Here is a 15,902-nt window from a genome sequence, read left to right on the forward strand (position 1 = left end):
TCCGCGAACGACCACCCCGCCCGCCACAACGTCTCGATCCGGACCCGTTCCTCCCGGGTCAACCGCGCACCAGCCATGATCCACACTTCCCCTGATCACCTGGTTGCAACCACCGGTTGAGCCCGCCATCATCTTCGGGAGCGACCATCTCCCCTTGATCGCCGCGGAAACCCCCCGGGGAAGCCACCGCCTGGCGGCGCCGCGCGCCGATCGGGGCAGGCCCCTGGCCTGCCCGCGAAGCCTGCCCGTAGGGGCTGCGAGGGGCGGCCCCGCAGAATGCGCGGCGTCGCCAAGACGCCGCCCAGCAGGGATGTCCGCCGGCCGAACCGCCGAGGAGACCCTGGTCACGCAGCGCGTCGCGGTGGCCGTCCGGTCGGCGGGCGCCGGTCCCGTGCTCCTAGAGTCGCAACCATGGCAACTCACGTCGATGTCGTGGTCCTCGGGGCGGGTCCGGGTGGGTACGTGGCGGCGATCCGCGCGGCCCAGCTCGGCCGCAGCGTCGCGGTGGTGGAGGAGAAGTACTGGGGCGGGGTGTGCCTGAACGTCGGCTGCATCCCGTCCAAGGCGCTCCTGCGCAACGCCGAGCTCGCCCACATCGTCACCTCGGAGGCGAAGACCTTCGGCATCTCGGGCGACGTCTCGTTCGACTTCGGCGCCGCCTTCGACCGCAGCCGCACCGTGGCCGAGGGCCGGGTCAAGGGCGTGCACTACCTCATGAAGAAGAACAAGATCACCGAGGTGGACGGCTGGGGCTCGTTCGTCGACGCCCACACGATCGAGGTGAAGCGCAGTGACGGCGGCACCGAGCAGATCACGTTCGACAACGCCATCATCGCCGCGGGCGCGGAGACGAAGCTGCTGCCGGGCACGTCGCTGTCCGAGCGCGTGGTGACCTACGAGGAGCAGATCCTCACCCGCGACCTGCCGCGCAGCATCATCATCGCCGGTGCGGGCGCCATCGGCGTCGAGTTCGCCTACGTCCTGCGCAACTACGGCGTCGAGGTCACGATCGTCGAGTTCCTGGACCGGCTGCTGCCGCTCGAGGACGCCGACGTGTCCAAGGAGCTGGCCAAGCGCTACCGCAAGCTGGGCGTGCAGGTACTCACGTCCACGCGGGTGGAGTCGATCGACGACTCCGGCGACCAGGTCACGGTCACCGTCACGGGCAAGGACGGGAAGACCACGCAGCTGCAGGCCGACAAGGTGATGCAGGCGATCGGCTTCACCCCGCGGGTGAAGGGCTACGGCCTGGAGAACACCGGTGTGGAGCTCACCGAACGCGGCGCGATCGCCGTCGACGACTTCATGCGCACCAACGTGCCGCACATCTACGCGATCGGCGACGTCACGGCCAAGCTGATGCTCGCCCACGTGGGCGAGGCGCAGGGCGTGGTGGCGGCCGAGACGATCGCGGACGCCGAGACCATGCCCCTGGACTACGTGATGATGCCGCGGGCCACCTTCTGCAACCCGCAGGTCGCGAGCTTCGGCTACACCGAGGCGCAGGCTCGCGAGCTGGCCGACGAGAAGGGCTGGAAGGTCACCGTCGCCCAGTTCCCGTTCACCGCCAACGGCAAGGCGCAGGGCCTGGGCGAGCCGGGCGGGTTCGTCAAGCTGATCGCCGACGAGACCTACGGCGAGCTCCTGGGCGGGCACCTCATCGGCCCGGAGGTCACCGAGCTGCTGCCCGAGCTCACCCTGGCGCAGAAGTGGGACCTCACCGCCCACGAGCTGGCCCGCAACGTGCACGCCCACCCCACCCTCTCCGAGGGGCTCCAGGAGGCGTTCCACGGGCTCACCGGGCACATGATCAACCTCTGAGGGTCCGTACGAACGGCACTCCCGTCCGATAGAGCGGGACGAGGGTGCCGTTCGTACGAGCTACGCGATGTCGTGCACGACCTGCACAGTGACCGTCAGCTCCTGGCTCCCGGGCTGGACGGGCACAGCGCGCTGGGCGAGGTCGGCCTCGGCGCGGTAGGGCACCGGCGGCTGGCCGCCGATCACCTCCTCGATGGAGCGCACCGCCCCCAGGTCGACGCCCGCGGCGTCGGCGAGCTGGCGCGCCTGGTCGAGCGCGCGGCGCACCGCGTCGGCGCGCGCCTCGGAGAGGGCGGCGCTCTCGTCGGCGATGGAGAACCGGATCGACTCCACGCGGATCGCGTCGCCCGCGGCCGCGGCGGCCTGGTCGATCAGCGTGCCGGCCGCGCCGACGTCGTGCAGGGTGGCCGTGACCTGGTTGTTCACCTCGTAGCCGGTGATCCGGCCGCTCTGCGGCTCGGTGGTGGGGGAGACGTCGAGGTTGCTGGTGCGGATGTCGGCCGGCGCGACGCCGGCCCCCTGCAGCACGCCGATCACGGCGTCGGCGCGTTCGGAGTTGGCGGAGAGCGCCGCGGTGGCGCTCTCGTCGCGGGTCTGCACCCCCAGCACGACGGTGGCGGTGTCGGGCGTGGCGACCACGCTGCCGGTGGCGCGGGCGGTGATCGCGGGCGGTGCGGTGCCCGCCGGGGCGGCCGCCGCCGACGAGCAGCCGGCGAGGGCGAGCGTGGCGAGGGCGAGCAGCGGGAGTGCGGCGCGGTGCATGTCCCCAGGACGGAACGGCGCCGGGATCGGTTGCACGGGCCAGTAGGTTCGCCGGAATGGGTGTTCCGTTCGCCTCCTACGGCGCCGAGATCTACCTGCAGGGACTCGCAGGCGAGCGTCCCGCGCTCCCGACCGACCCGTCCCGGCTCGAGGAGGCCGCGCGCGCCGTGCTGGCCGACGGGCCGTTCGGCTACGTCGCGGGCGGTGCGGGCTCGGGCGCCACGATGCGTGCCAACCGGGCCGCGTTCGACCGGTACGCGCTGGTGCCGCGGATGCTGCGCGACACCACCGAACGCGACTGGTCCACCACGCTGCTCGACACGCCGATGCCGGCCCCGCTGCTGGTGGCCCCGATCGGGGTGATGTCGATCGTGCACCCCGACGGCGAGCTCGCGGTGGCGCGGGCGGCCGCCGAGCTGGGCGTGCCGATGGTGCTGTCGACGGCGTCGTCGCACACGATCGAGGAGGTGGCGGCCGCATCGGGCGACGCGCCGCGCTGGTTCCAGCTGTACTGGCCCACCGAGGATGCGGTCAGCGTGAGCATCCTCGAGCGGGCGCGGGCCGCAGGCCACCGGGTGCTGGTGGTCACGCTGGACACGTGGACGTTGGGCTGGCGCCCGCACGACCTGGACCTGTCCTACCTGCCGTTCCTGCGCGGCGTCGGCACCGCGATCCCGTTCTCCGACCCGGCGTTCCGGGCCGGGCTCGCCGCGTCGCCGGAGGACGACCTGATGGCCGCGGTGGGCCGGTGGGTACCGATGTTCACCGGCACGGCGGTGCGCTGGGACCGGCTCGACCTGCTGCGCGAGCACTGGGACGGCCCGATCGTGCTCAAGGGCGTGCAGCACGTCGACGACGCCCTGCACGCGCTCGACGTGGGGATGGACGGGATCGTCGTGTCCAACCACGGCGGCCGCCAGGTCGACCGCGCCATCGGCTCGCTGGCCGCGCTGCCGGGCATCGTGGCCGCCGTCGACGGACGCGCGCCGGTGCTGTTCGACTCGGGGATCCGGACCGGCGCCGACGCCGCCGTCGCGCTCGCCCTCGGCGCCGACGCGGTGCTGCTCGGCCGCCCGTTCGTGTACGGGCTCGCGCTCGGCGGCCAGGACGGGGTCCGGCACGTGCTGCGCTCGGTGCTGGCCGAGCTCGACCTCACCCTCGCGTTGTCCGGCTTCGCCGACCTCGCCCAGTTCAGGGACGCGCCGGACGCCGTGCGCCCCGTCGCCTACACCGGCGCGTGACCCGGTGGTGCCATAGTGGGTGCCGAGATCCCCCGGCGGGCCGCCGCGGGGCCGAGGGGAAGGGGAGCACGGCGTGGACGCGCTCACCGCGCTCGTCGCCGGTCTGGTGGCCGGCCTGCGCACCGCGCTGGCCGCCGACGTCTGTCCAGGCGGGTGGCCGTGGGCGGTCACCGCGCTGGGCATCGGGGTGGGGTTGCTGCCCACGGCGGGCGCCGTGATGGTGGCCGTGCTCCGCAAGCGGATCGGGTCGCGGTACGGGGCCGGGGAGTCCGTGCTGTTCGCCCTCGCCGGGCTGGTCGGCGCGGGCCTGCTACCGCTCGCGCTCTTCACCGCCACCGGGCGGGTGTTCAGCGCCGCCGCGGCGGGCCGTGACGTCGACGGGCTCACCGCCGCTCAGCTGGACGACCTCGGCACCACGATGTGCTTCTTCCCGCAGTCGACCTACCTCGGTGGCTACACCGTGGGTTCCGCGTTCGACCCGGCCGATCCGGTGCGGTTCGGTCTCGCCGTCGTGCTGCTGCTCGGGTTCCCGCTGGTGGCCACGCTGTGCGTGGCAGCGCAGGCGCGCCTGGCGCTGCGGCGCGGGCCCCGCTGGCCCGCGAAGTTCTTCTGGGCGCCGTTGCTGGCGCTCACGCTGCTCACGGCGCGCACGCCGGCCGGGTCGTCGGGCCACCTGTGGATCGGCGTCACCATCGGCGCGTTCCTCGGCATCGCGGTGGTGCTCGCCGTCGGCGCTCCGCCGCGGGAGGTGGTGCGCCGCTCGCTCGCCCCGCCCGCCCCGGCGCCGCGCAGGCCCCCGCGTATGGAGTCGATCCGCCCGCAGCCCTCGCAGCGCCGCGCTCCGGTGCCCTCCCCGCAGGCACGCCCCTCGCTGGCCGACCGGATGGCCCAGCGGTTCGCGGCGCGGCGGCCCGAACCGCCGATCGTGCAGGCGCCGCGGCGCCTCGCCACGCTGCCGCAGCAGCGGCCCCCGCGCGGGCCGGGGGGCCCGCGGCCCACGCTCGTCGCCCCGGCGGGTGCGATCCCGCCCCCCACGCCGGCCCGGTTCCAGCTGATCCGCAGGCTGGGCTCCGGCGGCTTCGGCCGGGTGTGGCTCGCCCACGACGCCCGCCTCGGCCACCCGGTGGCCCTGAAGGCGGCGCACGCCCCCGACCCGGAGACCGAGGAGCGGATCCGCCGCGAGGCGCGCGCCCTGGTGGCCGTCCGCCATCCGCACTGCGTGCGCATCCACGACCTGCTGCCCGCCTCGAGCGACCCCGGCCTGCGCGAGCTCGACGGTCTCGTCATCGTCATGGAGTACGTGGAGGGCTCGTCGCTGGGCGACCTGGTGCGCGCCCGTGGCCCGCTCGACGACGTCACCGCCGCCCGGGTGTGGATCGGCCTCGCCGGTGCGCTCGACGCGGCACACCAGCGCGGCGTGATGCACCGCGACGTCAAGCCGGGCAACGTCGTGGTCGACCAGGCGGGGCTCGCGCACCTCATCGACTTCGGGATCGCCCGCAAGACCGGCGACTCCACGATGACGATGGCCGGCTTCGTGCTGGGCACGCCGGACTTCCTCGCCCCCGAGGTGGCCTGCGGCGAGCGCGCCACGCCGGCCTCGGACGCCTGGCAGCTCGCCGCCACCATCTCCTACGCGCTCACCGGGCACCCGCCGCGCGGCGGGCACCCCGATGCCGTGTCCGGGTTGCGAGCGGCCGCCTCGGGGGCGCGGCTCAGCCATCTCCCGGCCCGGTCGGCCCACCTCGCGCTGCTGCGCGCGGCGATGGACAACGACCCGCGCCGCAGGCCCCCGCTGCGCGTCGTGCAGAGCACGCTCGAGGAGTGGCTGCGCCGGGCCGACGGCCCGGTCGGAGCCGGGGTGCCGGCGCGGTGACCCACGCCCGGCCCGCTGGGCTCGGGCGGGGACGCATCGTCGGCGTCGACGCGGCACGCGCGGTGGCGCTGGTCGGGATGTTCGCCACGCACATCCTCCCGCTGCGGGCCGACCGCGAGCCCACGCTCACCGGGCTCGTCGCGTCCGGGCGGGCGTCGGCGCTGTTCGCGGTGCTGGCGGGGGTGGGGATCGCGCTCGCCACCGGTGGCCCGCGACCGCCCGAGGGGGCGCAGACCCACCTCGCCGCGGGCACCGCCCTCGTGGTGCGGGGCGCGCTGGTGGCGGCGGTCGGGCTCACCCTGGTGGCCACCGAGGCGCCGGTGGCGATCATCCTGACCTACTACGGCCTGCTGTTCGTGGTGGCGGCCTTCCTGCTGCGCGCGCCGCGCGTCCTGCTCGCGGCCGGCGCGGTGCTCGCGTGCGTCCTCACGCCGGTGCTGAGCCAGCTGCTGCGCTCCGGGCTCCCGGACGGCCCCGGCGAGCAGGTCGGGTGGCCGGCGCTGGCGACGCCCGGCGACGCGCTGCTCACCCTCGCGCTCACCGGCTACTACCCGGTGCTGACGTGGACGACCTACCTGCTCACCGGGATGGCGGTCGGCCGGCTGGACCTGCAGCGCCCCGGGGTGGCCACCGGCCTCCTCACGGGCGGGCTCGGCCTCGCGCTGGCCGCCCACACGGCGTCCGGGCTGCTGCTCGGGCCGGGCGACGGCGTGTGGGTGCTCGGCGCGCAGGCGTCGGTGCGCCGCTACGGCACCACCCCCACCGGGAGCTGGTGGTGGCTCGCGGCGGACAGCCCGCACTCGGGCAGCATCCTCGACCTGGCTGCCACCACCGGCTCCGCGCTCGCCGTGCTGGGCGCGATGCTGCTGCTGGCCCACTGGTCACGGCGGCTCGTGCTCGTGCCGGCCGCGCTCGGCTCGGCGCCGCTCACCCTCTACACGCTGCACGTCGTGGCGCTCGCCGTGTACGCCGGGCAGGGCTCCGACGACGTGGCCCTGTGGCTGGGACACGTGCTGGTGGCCACCCTGATCGGCGTGGGCCTGCTGCTCGCGGGGCTGCGCGGGCCGCTGGAGGCGGTGGTGGCCGCGGCCGGCCGGGCGACCCGACAAGGTGTGACCGCACTCACAGCCAGACCTGTCGATCCGAGCACGGCCGGGCCGCCGGGAGGGTAGGGCGCCGACCGGCGGCGCCCGCACCCCACGTGCGGAGGAGAACATGCGCACCCTGTTGGTCACGATGTTCGTGTCCCTGGACGGCGTCGTACAGGCCCCGGGCGGGCCCGACGAGGACCGCGACGGCGGGTTCGCCCACGGCGGCTGGGCGGCGCCGTACATCGACGACGACATCCTCTCCCGGGCGATCGGCGGCGCCGCGCAGGCCGACGCCCTCCTGCTCGGCCGCCGTACGTACGAGGAGTTCGCCGAGCACTGGCCGCTCGCCGGTCCCGACGACCCGATCGGCTCGCGGTGGGCGGCCGTGCCCAAGTACGTCGCCTCCCGCACCCTCACGTCCGTGAGCTGGCAGAACTCGACCCTGCTCACCGGGGACACCGTGGCGGCGGTGATCGAGCTGAAGAAGTCCGACGGCGGCGAGATCCAGGTGCACGGCAGCGGGCACCTCGTGCAGACGCTGCTCGAGCACGACCTGGTGGACGAGCTGCAGCTGATGGTGATCCCGGTGGTCCTCGGGTCCGGGAAGCGGCTGTTCGGAGGTGGCGCCGTGCCGGCCCGCTTCGCGCTGGTGGGGTCGGCGACCACCCGGTCGGGCGTCGTCGTCGTGCGGTACGTGCGCGCCGGCGCCGTCGAATACGGTGCGGTCGGACCCGAGACAGGAAACTGGTGACGTGGCGATGCCCCAGTACGCGGTGCTCATCTACGAGAAGGAGCTGCCCGGCGGGGTGGCCGACATCCCGCCGGAGGTCATGGAGGCGAACGTCGCCGCGAGCGACAAGATCGCAGCCATGGGCGTGCGGGTCGTCCACGAGCAGGGCCTCCAACCGGCCGCGGCGGCGCGCACGATCCACAAGGACGGCCTCGTGACCGACGGCCCGTTCCTGGAGACCAAGGAGGTCCTCGCCGGGTTCTTCGTGGTGGAGGCCCCCGACCTCGACACCGCGCTCGCGGTGGGCAAGCTCCTCCCGATCATGGACGGCGCGGTCGAGGTGCGGCCGCTGCTGTGACCGGCGAGGACGTCCGGCGCGCGGTCGCCGACGCGCACCACCACGAGTGGGCCGCCGTGCTCGCCGCGGCGGTGCGCGTCACCCGCGACCTGGACCTCGCCGAGGAGTGCGCCCAGGACGCCTACGCCGCCGCGCTCGAGGCGTGGGAGCGCGGCGGTGTCCCGGACCGGCCGGGCGCCTGGCTCACCACGGCGGCCCGGCACAACGCCCTCGACGTCGTACGCCGTGCAGGCACCCGGCGGGCGAAGCTGCACCTGCTGGTGGAACCGGCCGGCGAGCCCGCACCCGACGACCGGCTACGCCTGGTCTTCCTGTGCTGCCACCCCGCGCTGGCGCTCGCATCGCAGGTCGCGCTGACGCTGCGGCTGGTCTGCGGCGTGCCGACCCCGGACGTCGCCCAGGCCTTCCTGGTGCCGGAGGCCACGATGGCGGCCCGCATCACCCGGGCCAAGAAGAAGATCGCGGCGAGCGGCATCCCGTTCCGCATGCCGGGTCCGGCCGAGTTGCCCGGCCGGCTCGACGCCGTCCTCACCGTGATCCACCTGCTGTTCACCACGGGCCACACCGCGCCTGCCGGTCCCGCGCTCACCTGCGACGACCTCGCCGACCACGCCCTGCACCTGGCCCGCGTGCTGCACGCCCAGCTGCCCCGGGAGCGGGAGGTGAGCGGGCTGCTCGCGCTGCTCCTGGCCCACCACTCCCGCCGGGCCACCCGCACCGCCCCCGACGGCAGGCTCCTGCTGCTCGAGGAGCAGGACCGCACGGCGTGGGACCGCGAGACCATCGCCGAGGCCGACCGGCTGGTGGTGCGCGCGCTGCGCGGCGGCGACCCGGGCCGGTTCGCGCTGCAGGCCGCCATCGCCACGCTGCACGCCGTCGCCCCCTCCGCGGAGGAGACCGACTGGCCGCAGATCCTCGTGCTCTACGACGAGCTGCTGCGGCGCTGGCCGTCGCCGGTGGTGGCACTCAACCGGGCCGTGGCGGTCGCGATGGTGCACGGGCCCGCCGCCGGCCTCGCCGAGGTCGAGGCGCTGGAGCAGGACCCGCGGCTGCGCGACTACCGCTACCTGCCCGCCGCCGAAGCCGACCTGCTGCGCCGTCTCGGCCGGGCAGGCGACGCCGCGGCGGCCTACGAACGGGCGATCGCCCTCACCGCCAACGAGGCCGAGCGTGCCTTCCTCGCCGGCCGGCTGGCGGAGTCGCGCTAGCCCCGCGGCCACCCTGCCCCCAATGCCAGCAAGGTGGCTTTGCTGGCGTATTGCGCCAGTAAGGCCACCTTGCTGGCATCTCCTTGCGTCGGGTTCACCGCGCCTCGGCGAGCAGCGCCCGGGCCCGCGCAGCCGCCGCCGCCGCGAGCCGGGGCAGGGCGTCCGCGGGCACGCCGGGCGGCGCCGGGAGCACCGGGGGCGTGGCCCGGGGCAGGTCCGCGGGCGGCGCGGGCCGGGTGGCGGGGGCCACGGCGTACGCCTCCACGGCCGGCACCGGCCGGTCGACGGCCCGGCCCGCCCCGGCCCCCTCCGGTTCGGCGCCCGTGGCCTCGGCGGGTTCCCGGGCGAGCAGGTCGAGCAGCTCGTCGGCGCCCCGGCCGCGCAGCAGGAGCAGTACGAACGGGTCCTCGTCGAGCAGCCACGCCACCTGGTAGCAAAGGCCGGCGGCATGCGGGCACGGGTCGCCGATGTGCGGGCAGTCGCAGTCGGACTCCAGGTCGCCGATCGTGGGCAGCAGCGCGACGTCCGCGGCGTCGGCCGAGCGCACGAGCGAGCGCGGCACCTCCCGGTCGAGCAGCGCTGCCAGGTGTCCCGCCTCGGCGCGGACCTGGTCGAGGAACCGGTCCCACTCCGCGTCGGAGAGCTCGGCGAGGTGCACCACCACGTCGAAGATCCCGTCGGGGTCCTCCACGGTGGCCGCGATCCGGCCCGGCGACACCGTGATCGGCCCGATCCGGCCGCTGCCCGCGAAGCGGCGCCCGGTCTTGAGCAGCGTGGCGTCGAGTGCCGTGTCCTCCATCGCGGAGACGAACGCGCGCGCCCACCAGGAGCGGCCGCGCCGGCCCGGGCGCGGCGGGAACGCGGGGAACCCCCGCGCCGCGGTCATCGCTCACCCCGCAGCGCGACGAGGTCGGCGAGCTCGGCATCGGTGAGCTCGGTGAGGCCGGCCTCGCCGCCCGCGAGCACGGAGTCGGCGAGGGCGCGTTTGGTCTGCAGCAGTGCGGCGATGCGGTCCTCCACGGTTCCTTCGCTGATCAGCCGGTGCACCTGCACCGGGCGGGTCTGGCCGATCCGGTAGGCCCGGTCGGTGGCCTGGTCCTCGACGGCCGGGTTCCACCAGCGGTCGACGTGCACGACGTGGTCGGCGCGGGTGAGGTTGAGCCCGGTGCCCGCCGCGCGCAGCGACAGCAGGAACACCCCCACCTCGCCGCGCTGGAACCGCTCGACCATCGCCTCGCGCTCCGGCACCGGGGTGCCGCCGTGCAGGAACTGGACGGTCGCGCCGCGGGCCCGCAGGTGCCGTTCCAGCAGCCGTCCCATCGCGACGTACTGGGTGAAGACGAGCGCCGCGCCGTCCTCGGCGAGGATGGTGTCGAGCAGCTCGTCGAGCAGCTCCAGCTTGCCGGAGCGGCCCGCGAGCACCGGGTCGGGCTCCTTGGCGTACAGCGCGGGGTGGTCGCAGATCTGCTTGAGCGCGGTGAGCAGCCCGAGCACCAGGCCGCGGCGCTCCATGCCGTCGGCGCGGGCGATCCGCTCCATCGTCTCGGCCACCACCGCCTCGTACAGCCCGGCCTGCTCAGGGGTGAGGCCGACGGGGCGGTCGGTCTCGGTCTTGGGTGGCAGCTCGGGTGCGATGCCCGGGTCGGACTTGCGCCGCCGCAGCAGGAACGGCGCGATCAGCCGGGCGAACCGGTCGGCGAGGGCCGGGTCGCCCTCGGCGATCGGGTCGGCCCAGCGGGCCCGGAACTCGGCGAGGGTGCCCAGCAACCCCGGCGTGGTCCAGTCGAGGATCGACCACAGCTCGGTGAGGTCGTTCTCCACCGGGGTGCCGGTGAGTGCCACCCGCGCCGCCGAGGGAAGGCGGCGCAGCGCCTGCGCGGTGCCCGACGCCGGGTTCTTCACGTGCTGGGCCTCGTCGGCCACCACCAGGCCCCACCGGTGGGCGGCCAGCGCGTCGGCGTCGAGGCGCATCGTGGCGTAGGTGGTGAGGACGAACCCGTCGTGATCGGGCAGCGCGCGCCCGGCTCCGTGGTAGCGGTCGACCGGCACGCCGGGCGCGAACCGCCGCACCTCCCGCTCCCAGTTGCCCAGCAGCGACGCCGGGCAGACCACCAGCGTGGGGCCGGCGGCCCGCTCCCGGCGGCGCAGGTGCAGGGCGATCAGCGTGATCGTCTTGCCGAGCCCCATGTCGTCGGCGAGGCACGCGCCGAGCCCGAGCGAGGTCATCCGGTCCAGCCAGCCCAGGCCGCGCAGCTGGTAGTCGCGCAGCACGGCGGTGAGCCCGTCCGGCGGCGCGGGCGGGGCCGGTGGGGCGGCGATGCGGTCGCGCAGCTCCTGCAGCCACCCCGTGGCCACGACCGGCACCGCGGCGCCTGCGTCCTCCACCTGCCCGGTGAGCGCCGCGCCCAGGGCGGTGATCGCGCTGACCGGGCCGAGCGTGCGGGTCCGGGCCCGCTCCCGCGTGGCCGGGTCGACGAGCACCCACTCGTCGCGCAGCCGCACCACGGGCCGGTGGGCGGTGGCCAGCTCGGCCATCTCGCCTGCCGTGAGCGCCTCGCCGCGCAGGGCGAGCTCCCAGTCGAGGTGCAGCGGCTCTGCACCCGCGCCGAACCCCGACGGCGGGCTCCCGCGCCCCGCGACCACCCGCGCGGAGAGCTCGGGACGCAGGTCTCGCGGCCAGTGCACCGCGATCCCGGCGGCGGCGAGCCGCGCGACGCCCTCGCCGACGAGGTCGGCCACGTCGCCGTCGTCGAGGTCGAGGACGTCGGGCACGGCCTGCCCGAGAAGCTGTTGCAGCGGGTCCCAGAAGCGCGCGGCCCGGCGCACGGCGAGCAGCGCGTCCACCCGGGCGCGTGGCCCGAACCCGACCGCCGCCCCGCTCCACACGGCCGACAGATCGGCGACCCGGGTGGGGTCGTCGAGCGCGTGCAGCTGCACGACGGCGCGGAACCGGGTGGCGTCCGCGTCGGCCTCGACGCGCAGCGACAGCCGCACCCCGGCGTCGACGCCCGCGGCGACCTCGTCGGCCCAGTCCCGCAGGTGCACGGCCTCCTGGGCCGCGGCGGCGGCGAACAGCGGCGTGCCGGCCTCCTCGGCGGCGTCCTCCGTGCGGGGCAGCACGTCGGCCACCGCGTCGAGGAACGCCCGCAGCAGCGGGGCCGCCGCCGGCAGGACCGGTGGCTCCACGCCGGCCACGGGCACGGCGCGCGCCGTGGGCGGCATCGCGGCGGCCAGTGCGTGCTGCCGGTCGGCGTCCTCGGGGTCGAGCGGGCCCACCCGCCAGGCGTCGGCACCGGACGGCGAGACGCCCGGCAGCAACCTGCCCCGCCCCACCAGGTGCAGCGCGAACCGGGCCGCCGCGGCCCAGTACGCGTACGCGCCCGGCGCGTGCGGGTCGGCGGCCAGCAGCGCGGGCAGCGCGTCGGCCACCGGCACGGCGCGCACCGGCACGGCCTTGACGACCTCGCCGGGCGGGAGGACGGCCTCCACGGCGTCCGGTCCGTCGTCGGCGGGCAACAGCAACCTGCCGGCTCGGGGCGGATCGGCCGGGGTGAAGATCACCATTTCCCCGGTCGAGTCGGCGTCGGACGTCGGTGCGGTGCGGGTCTGGGTCATCGAGCTCCCGGGTCGGGGGTGGAACGCAGGACTACCGGCCGGCCACCGGCGATCGCAACTTGACGATCCATGCCTTGTGAGCGGGCTCACCCGGCCGCGGCGGAGGCGAGGTGCCGGGCGAGGTGCTCGCCGGTGAACGAGCCGGGTGCCCGGACCAGCTCGTGCGGCGTCCCGGTGAACGCGTCGGGGTGGCCGAGCTCGGGCAGGAAGCCTGTCCGCTTCGCGTCACGCGGCCTCGATGCGAAACACGGCGCAGCGGCCCGCCACCGCCTCGAAGGCCTCCGGGGTGACGGCCTCCACCACCCCCGCATCGGCCATGATCTTCGCCCCGTCGGCGATGCGGACCGGCCACAGCCGCAGCACCGGCAGCGCCTCCTGGGGGTCCAGCTCGACCAGGCGCACCTGCTCGGTGCGCCTGCCGGTGCTGAGGGTGGCGCGGCCGTCCGCGGCGCGGACGTTGCGCGCCCAGTCGGCGCCGGGGAAGCCCTCCAGGAGGTAGCGCCGCCCCTCGTGCTCCAGGATCGACAGCGGCGTGCTGCGCGGCTTGCCGCTCTTGCGGCCCGGCACGGTGAGCACGGGTAGCTCCTTCATCCCGATCCCGAGGCGGCGCAGGGCGAGGAAGACCTTGTTCATCGGCTTGAGCCAGCGGGGCGGGGTGGGGTTCTTCGTGGTCATCGGCTCATCTCCCGGTAGCGGTGGACGGACAGCGGCCCGAAGACCGCGATGATCAGCAGTGGCCAGACGACGGCCATCAGGACGGGGTGCTGGGCCACCCACGACTCGCCGCCCCACCCGGGGTTGCCGAACAGCTCCCGGGTGGCCGCCGCGGTGGAGGAGATGGGGTTCCACTCCGCCACCGCCGACACCACGGCCGGCATCGACGCGGGCGCGACGAACAGTCCGGACAGGAACGCGAACGGCCACTCGAACACCTGCACGGCGGTGACCGCGCCCGGCGTGCGCACCAACAGGCCGAGGTAGATCCCGACCCACAGCAGCGCCAACCGCAGCAGCAGGAGCAGCCCGATCGCGGCCACGACCGCGCCCGCCCCACCGTCGGCCCGCCAGCCCACCGCGAGGGCGACGAGCAGCAGCACGCCGAGGGCGATCGCCGAGACCACCAGGTCGGCGACGGCCCGCCCGATCAGGACCGCGCCGTGCGCCATCGGCATCGAGCGGAACCGGTCGGTGATGCCCCGCTGCGCGTCCGTGACCACCGCGATCATCGTGGTGGACAGGCCGAACAGCATCGTCAACGTGAACAGGCCGGGCAGCAGCGCCTGCCGGTAGTCACCCCCGCCGGGCACGGTCATCATCCCGCCGAGCAGGAAGGCGAACATCAGCACCATCAGGATCGGGAAGCCGATCGCGTTGGCGATCTCCGCAGGCTGGTGGCGCAGGTGGGTGAGGTAGCGGCGGGCGAGCGTGGCGCTGTCGGCCGCCAGCCAGCCCAGGCCCGACCCGGCGCCCGGCCGCGCGATGGAGCTGGTCATGCCGTCACCCCCGTTCCGGTGAGCTGCAGGAACACCTCGTCGAGCGTCGGACGGCGCACGGTGAGGTCCTCCGCGTCGATCCCCTCCTGCGCCAGCCCGTGCACGAGCGTGGTGAGCGCCTGCATCCGGTCCCGCACCGGCGCCCCGACCCGGCGCGTGGCCGCGTCGACCTCGGCGGTGGTGCCGGTGACCCGTTCCAGGAGCGCCGCCGCCCGGGGCAGGTCCGCGGTGTGGTGCACCACGAGGTCGATGCGGTCGCCGCCGACCAGCCCCCGCAGCTCGTCCGGCGTGCCCTCGGCGATCACCCGCCCGCCGCACCCGGGTGGCGCCGCGAGCACCGAGATCCGGTCGGCCAGCTGGTCGGCCTCGTCCAGGTACTGCGTGGTGAGCAGCACGGTGGTGCCCGCGGCGACCAGGCCGCGCACGGCGTCCCAGACCTCGGCGCGGGCGCGCGGGTCGAGCCCGGTGGTGGGTTCGTCGAGGAACAGGACCGCGGGGGCGAGGATCATGCCGACGGCGAGGTCGAGCCGCCTGCGCATGCCCCCGGAGTACGCCGACACGGGCCGGCGTCCGGTGTCGGCGAGGCCGAACCGCGCGAGCAGCTCGTCGGCCCGCCGGTGGGCGTCGGTGCGGGACAGGTGGAACAGCCTCCCGAACATCACGAGGTTGCTGCGGCCGTCGAGGATCTCGTCGACCGCCGCGTACTGGCCGACGAGACCGACCCGCCGACGCACGGCGGCCGCCTGGCTGGCCACGTCGTACCCGTCGATGGCGGCGCGCCCGCCGTCGGCGCGCAGCAGGGTGGTGAGGATGCGGACGGCGGTGGTCTTGCCCGCCCCGTTCGGACCGAGCAGGCCGTGCACCGTGCCGGGTGGCACGGTCAGGTCGAACCCGTCCAGCGCGGTGGCGCCGGATCCGGGGTAACGCTTGCCGAGCGCCTCGGCGCTCACCGCGGGAACCATGACCCTCCCGTTGCTCAAACTTGAACTCCGAGCCGCCGAGGATGCCCGACGGGAACGGGGTATGCAAACTTGAATCGCCAGGAACCCGGCAGGCGTTACACCGGAACTACCGCGGCGGGTACGGCGGGAACTTGAGCGACTCCCAGCTCCCGGGCTTGCCGGGCGACCCCGGCTCGCCCGCCATCGGGTACGCGCCGCCCTCGAGCCGGGCGATCAGCCCGCGCGTCCACTCGGCGCCACCGGCGGCCTGGCTCTCCCAGAGCCCGAACAGCTCCCGCACGTGCGGCGGGTCGACGAGCGCATCCACCTGCGCCTGCGCCTTCTCACGCTGCTCCTCGAGCGCCTCGAGCCGCTGCCGCAGCAGCGCGATCGCCTCCGCGCGGGGGAGCGAGGGCAGCATCGCCAACGCCGCCCCGAGGAAGTCGGGGCGCGGCTGCGGGCGCCGCAGGGCCTCGCGCAGCAGCTTCATGTACTCGGCCTCACCGCGCTCGGTGAGCTCGTACTCGGTGCGGCCCGCCACCTCGTTGTGATCGCGCAGGAGCCCGCGCTCGGTGAGCGTGTGCAGCGCGTGGTAGATCGAGCCCCACTTCACGTTCGCCCACTCGTCGGCACCCCACGACAGCAGGTCGTTGCCGATCCGGTAGCCGTGGGCACGCCCGTACCCGCGGACGATCCCCAGCACCAGCAAGCGCGTCGCCGACATCACGCAGAGCCTATGCCGTCCGCCCACCACCCGATCGGTGGT

At 75.2% G+C, this 15,902-nt stretch carries 14 protein-coding genes; 7 read left to right on the forward strand and 7 right to left on the reverse strand.

What is annotated here, in order from left to right:
• The first annotated feature begins 411 nt into the window (after nucleotides 1-411).
• On the forward strand, nucleotides 412-1,821 hold the full coding sequence (gene lpdA, locus ACFPL3_RS32725; RefSeq protein WP_343945529.1) for a dihydrolipoyl dehydrogenase: 1,410 nt from the start codon (nucleotides 412-414) through the stop codon (nucleotides 1,819-1,821).
• A 60-nt stretch (nucleotides 1,822-1,881) separates the two neighbouring features.
• Here the strand turns inward: lpdA and ACFPL3_RS32730 are convergent, their stop codons facing one another.
• Nucleotides 1,882-2,583, reverse strand: a complete 702-nt coding sequence (locus ACFPL3_RS32730; protein ID WP_343945528.1) for an SIMPL domain-containing protein — start codon at nucleotides 2,581-2,583, stop codon at nucleotides 1,882-1,884.
• A gap of 56 nt (nucleotides 2,584-2,639) precedes the next feature.
• Between ACFPL3_RS32730 and ACFPL3_RS32735 the strand changes: the two genes are divergently transcribed.
• The 6 genes from ACFPL3_RS32735 (at nucleotide 2,640) to ACFPL3_RS32760 (ending at nucleotide 9,087) form a co-directional block, all read left to right on the forward strand.
• Nucleotides 2,640-3,824 carry a lactate 2-monooxygenase gene (locus ACFPL3_RS32735; RefSeq protein WP_343945527.1) on the forward strand — a complete coding sequence of 395 codons (1,185 nt, stop codon included), beginning with the start codon at nucleotides 2,640-2,642 and terminating at the stop codon, nucleotides 3,822-3,824.
• 73 nt (nucleotides 3,825-3,897) lie between these two features.
• The gene (locus ACFPL3_RS32740) at nucleotides 3,898-5,700 is read left to right on the forward strand and encodes a serine/threonine-protein kinase (protein WP_379590046.1); all 1,803 of its coding nucleotides are present in this window, start codon (nucleotides 3,898-3,900) and stop codon (nucleotides 5,698-5,700) included.
• Nucleotides 5,697-6,872, forward strand: a complete 1,176-nt coding sequence (locus ACFPL3_RS32745) for a heparan-alpha-glucosaminide N-acetyltransferase domain-containing protein (RefSeq protein ID WP_343946472.1) — start codon at nucleotides 5,697-5,699, stop codon at nucleotides 6,870-6,872. The genes ACFPL3_RS32740 and ACFPL3_RS32745 overlap by 4 nt, the downstream gene beginning before the upstream one ends.
• Before the next feature lie 43 nt (nucleotides 6,873-6,915).
• Nucleotides 6,916-7,542, forward strand: coding sequence for a dihydrofolate reductase family protein (locus tag ACFPL3_RS32750; RefSeq protein ID WP_343946474.1), 627 nt, complete (start codon nucleotides 6,916-6,918; stop codon nucleotides 7,540-7,542).
• A 7-nt stretch (nucleotides 7,543-7,549) separates the two neighbouring features.
• On the forward strand, nucleotides 7,550-7,879 hold the full coding sequence (locus tag ACFPL3_RS32755) for a YciI family protein (RefSeq protein ID WP_343946476.1): 330 nt from the start codon (nucleotides 7,550-7,552) through the stop codon (nucleotides 7,877-7,879).
• On the forward strand, nucleotides 7,876-9,087 hold the full coding sequence (locus ACFPL3_RS32760; RefSeq protein WP_343946475.1) for an RNA polymerase sigma factor: 1,212 nt from the start codon (nucleotides 7,876-7,878) through the stop codon (nucleotides 9,085-9,087). The genes ACFPL3_RS32755 and ACFPL3_RS32760 overlap by 4 nt, the downstream gene beginning before the upstream one ends.
• A gap of 94 nt (nucleotides 9,088-9,181) precedes the next feature.
• Here ACFPL3_RS32760 and ACFPL3_RS32765 read toward each other — a convergent pair whose 3' ends face one another.
• From ACFPL3_RS32765 to ACFPL3_RS32790, 6 genes are all read right to left on the reverse strand, one after another.
• Nucleotides 9,182-9,973 carry an SWIM zinc finger family protein gene (locus ACFPL3_RS32765; protein ID WP_379590049.1) on the reverse strand — a complete coding sequence of 264 codons (792 nt, stop codon included), beginning with the start codon at nucleotides 9,971-9,973 and terminating at the stop codon, nucleotides 9,182-9,184.
• Nucleotides 9,970-12,702, reverse strand: coding sequence for a DEAD/DEAH box helicase (locus tag ACFPL3_RS32770; protein ID WP_343943424.1), 2,733 nt, complete (start codon nucleotides 12,700-12,702; stop codon nucleotides 9,970-9,972). Before ACFPL3_RS32770 ends, ACFPL3_RS32765 begins: the two co-directional genes overlap by 4 nt.
• 225 nt (nucleotides 12,703-12,927) lie before the next feature.
• Complete coding sequence (locus ACFPL3_RS32775; RefSeq protein ID WP_343943423.1) at nucleotides 12,928-13,377, reverse strand: nitroreductase/quinone reductase family protein; 450 nt, start codon at nucleotides 13,375-13,377, stop codon at nucleotides 12,928-12,930.
• Nucleotides 13,374-14,195 (reverse strand): ABC transporter permease, encoded by an 822-nt coding sequence (locus ACFPL3_RS32780; RefSeq protein ID WP_343943422.1) that lies wholly within the window; start codon nucleotides 14,193-14,195, stop codon nucleotides 13,374-13,376. The genes ACFPL3_RS32775 and ACFPL3_RS32780 overlap by 4 nt, the downstream gene beginning before the upstream one ends.
• Complete coding sequence (locus tag ACFPL3_RS32785; protein ID WP_343943421.1) at nucleotides 14,192-15,157, reverse strand: ATP-binding cassette domain-containing protein; 966 nt, start codon at nucleotides 15,155-15,157, stop codon at nucleotides 14,192-14,194. Before ACFPL3_RS32785 ends, ACFPL3_RS32780 begins: the two co-directional genes overlap by 4 nt.
• Before the next feature lie 106 nt (nucleotides 15,158-15,263).
• Nucleotides 15,264-15,860 carry a PadR family transcriptional regulator gene (locus ACFPL3_RS32790; RefSeq protein ID WP_343943420.1) on the reverse strand — a complete coding sequence of 199 codons (597 nt, stop codon included), beginning with the start codon at nucleotides 15,858-15,860 and terminating at the stop codon, nucleotides 15,264-15,266.
• Between the last annotated feature and the right edge of the window lie 42 nt (nucleotides 15,861-15,902).

Source organism: Pseudonocardia zijingensis, from assembly GCF_042657305.1.
Taxonomy (GTDB): domain Bacteria; phylum Actinomycetota; class Actinomycetes; order Mycobacteriales; family Pseudonocardiaceae; genus Pseudonocardia; species Pseudonocardia zijingensis.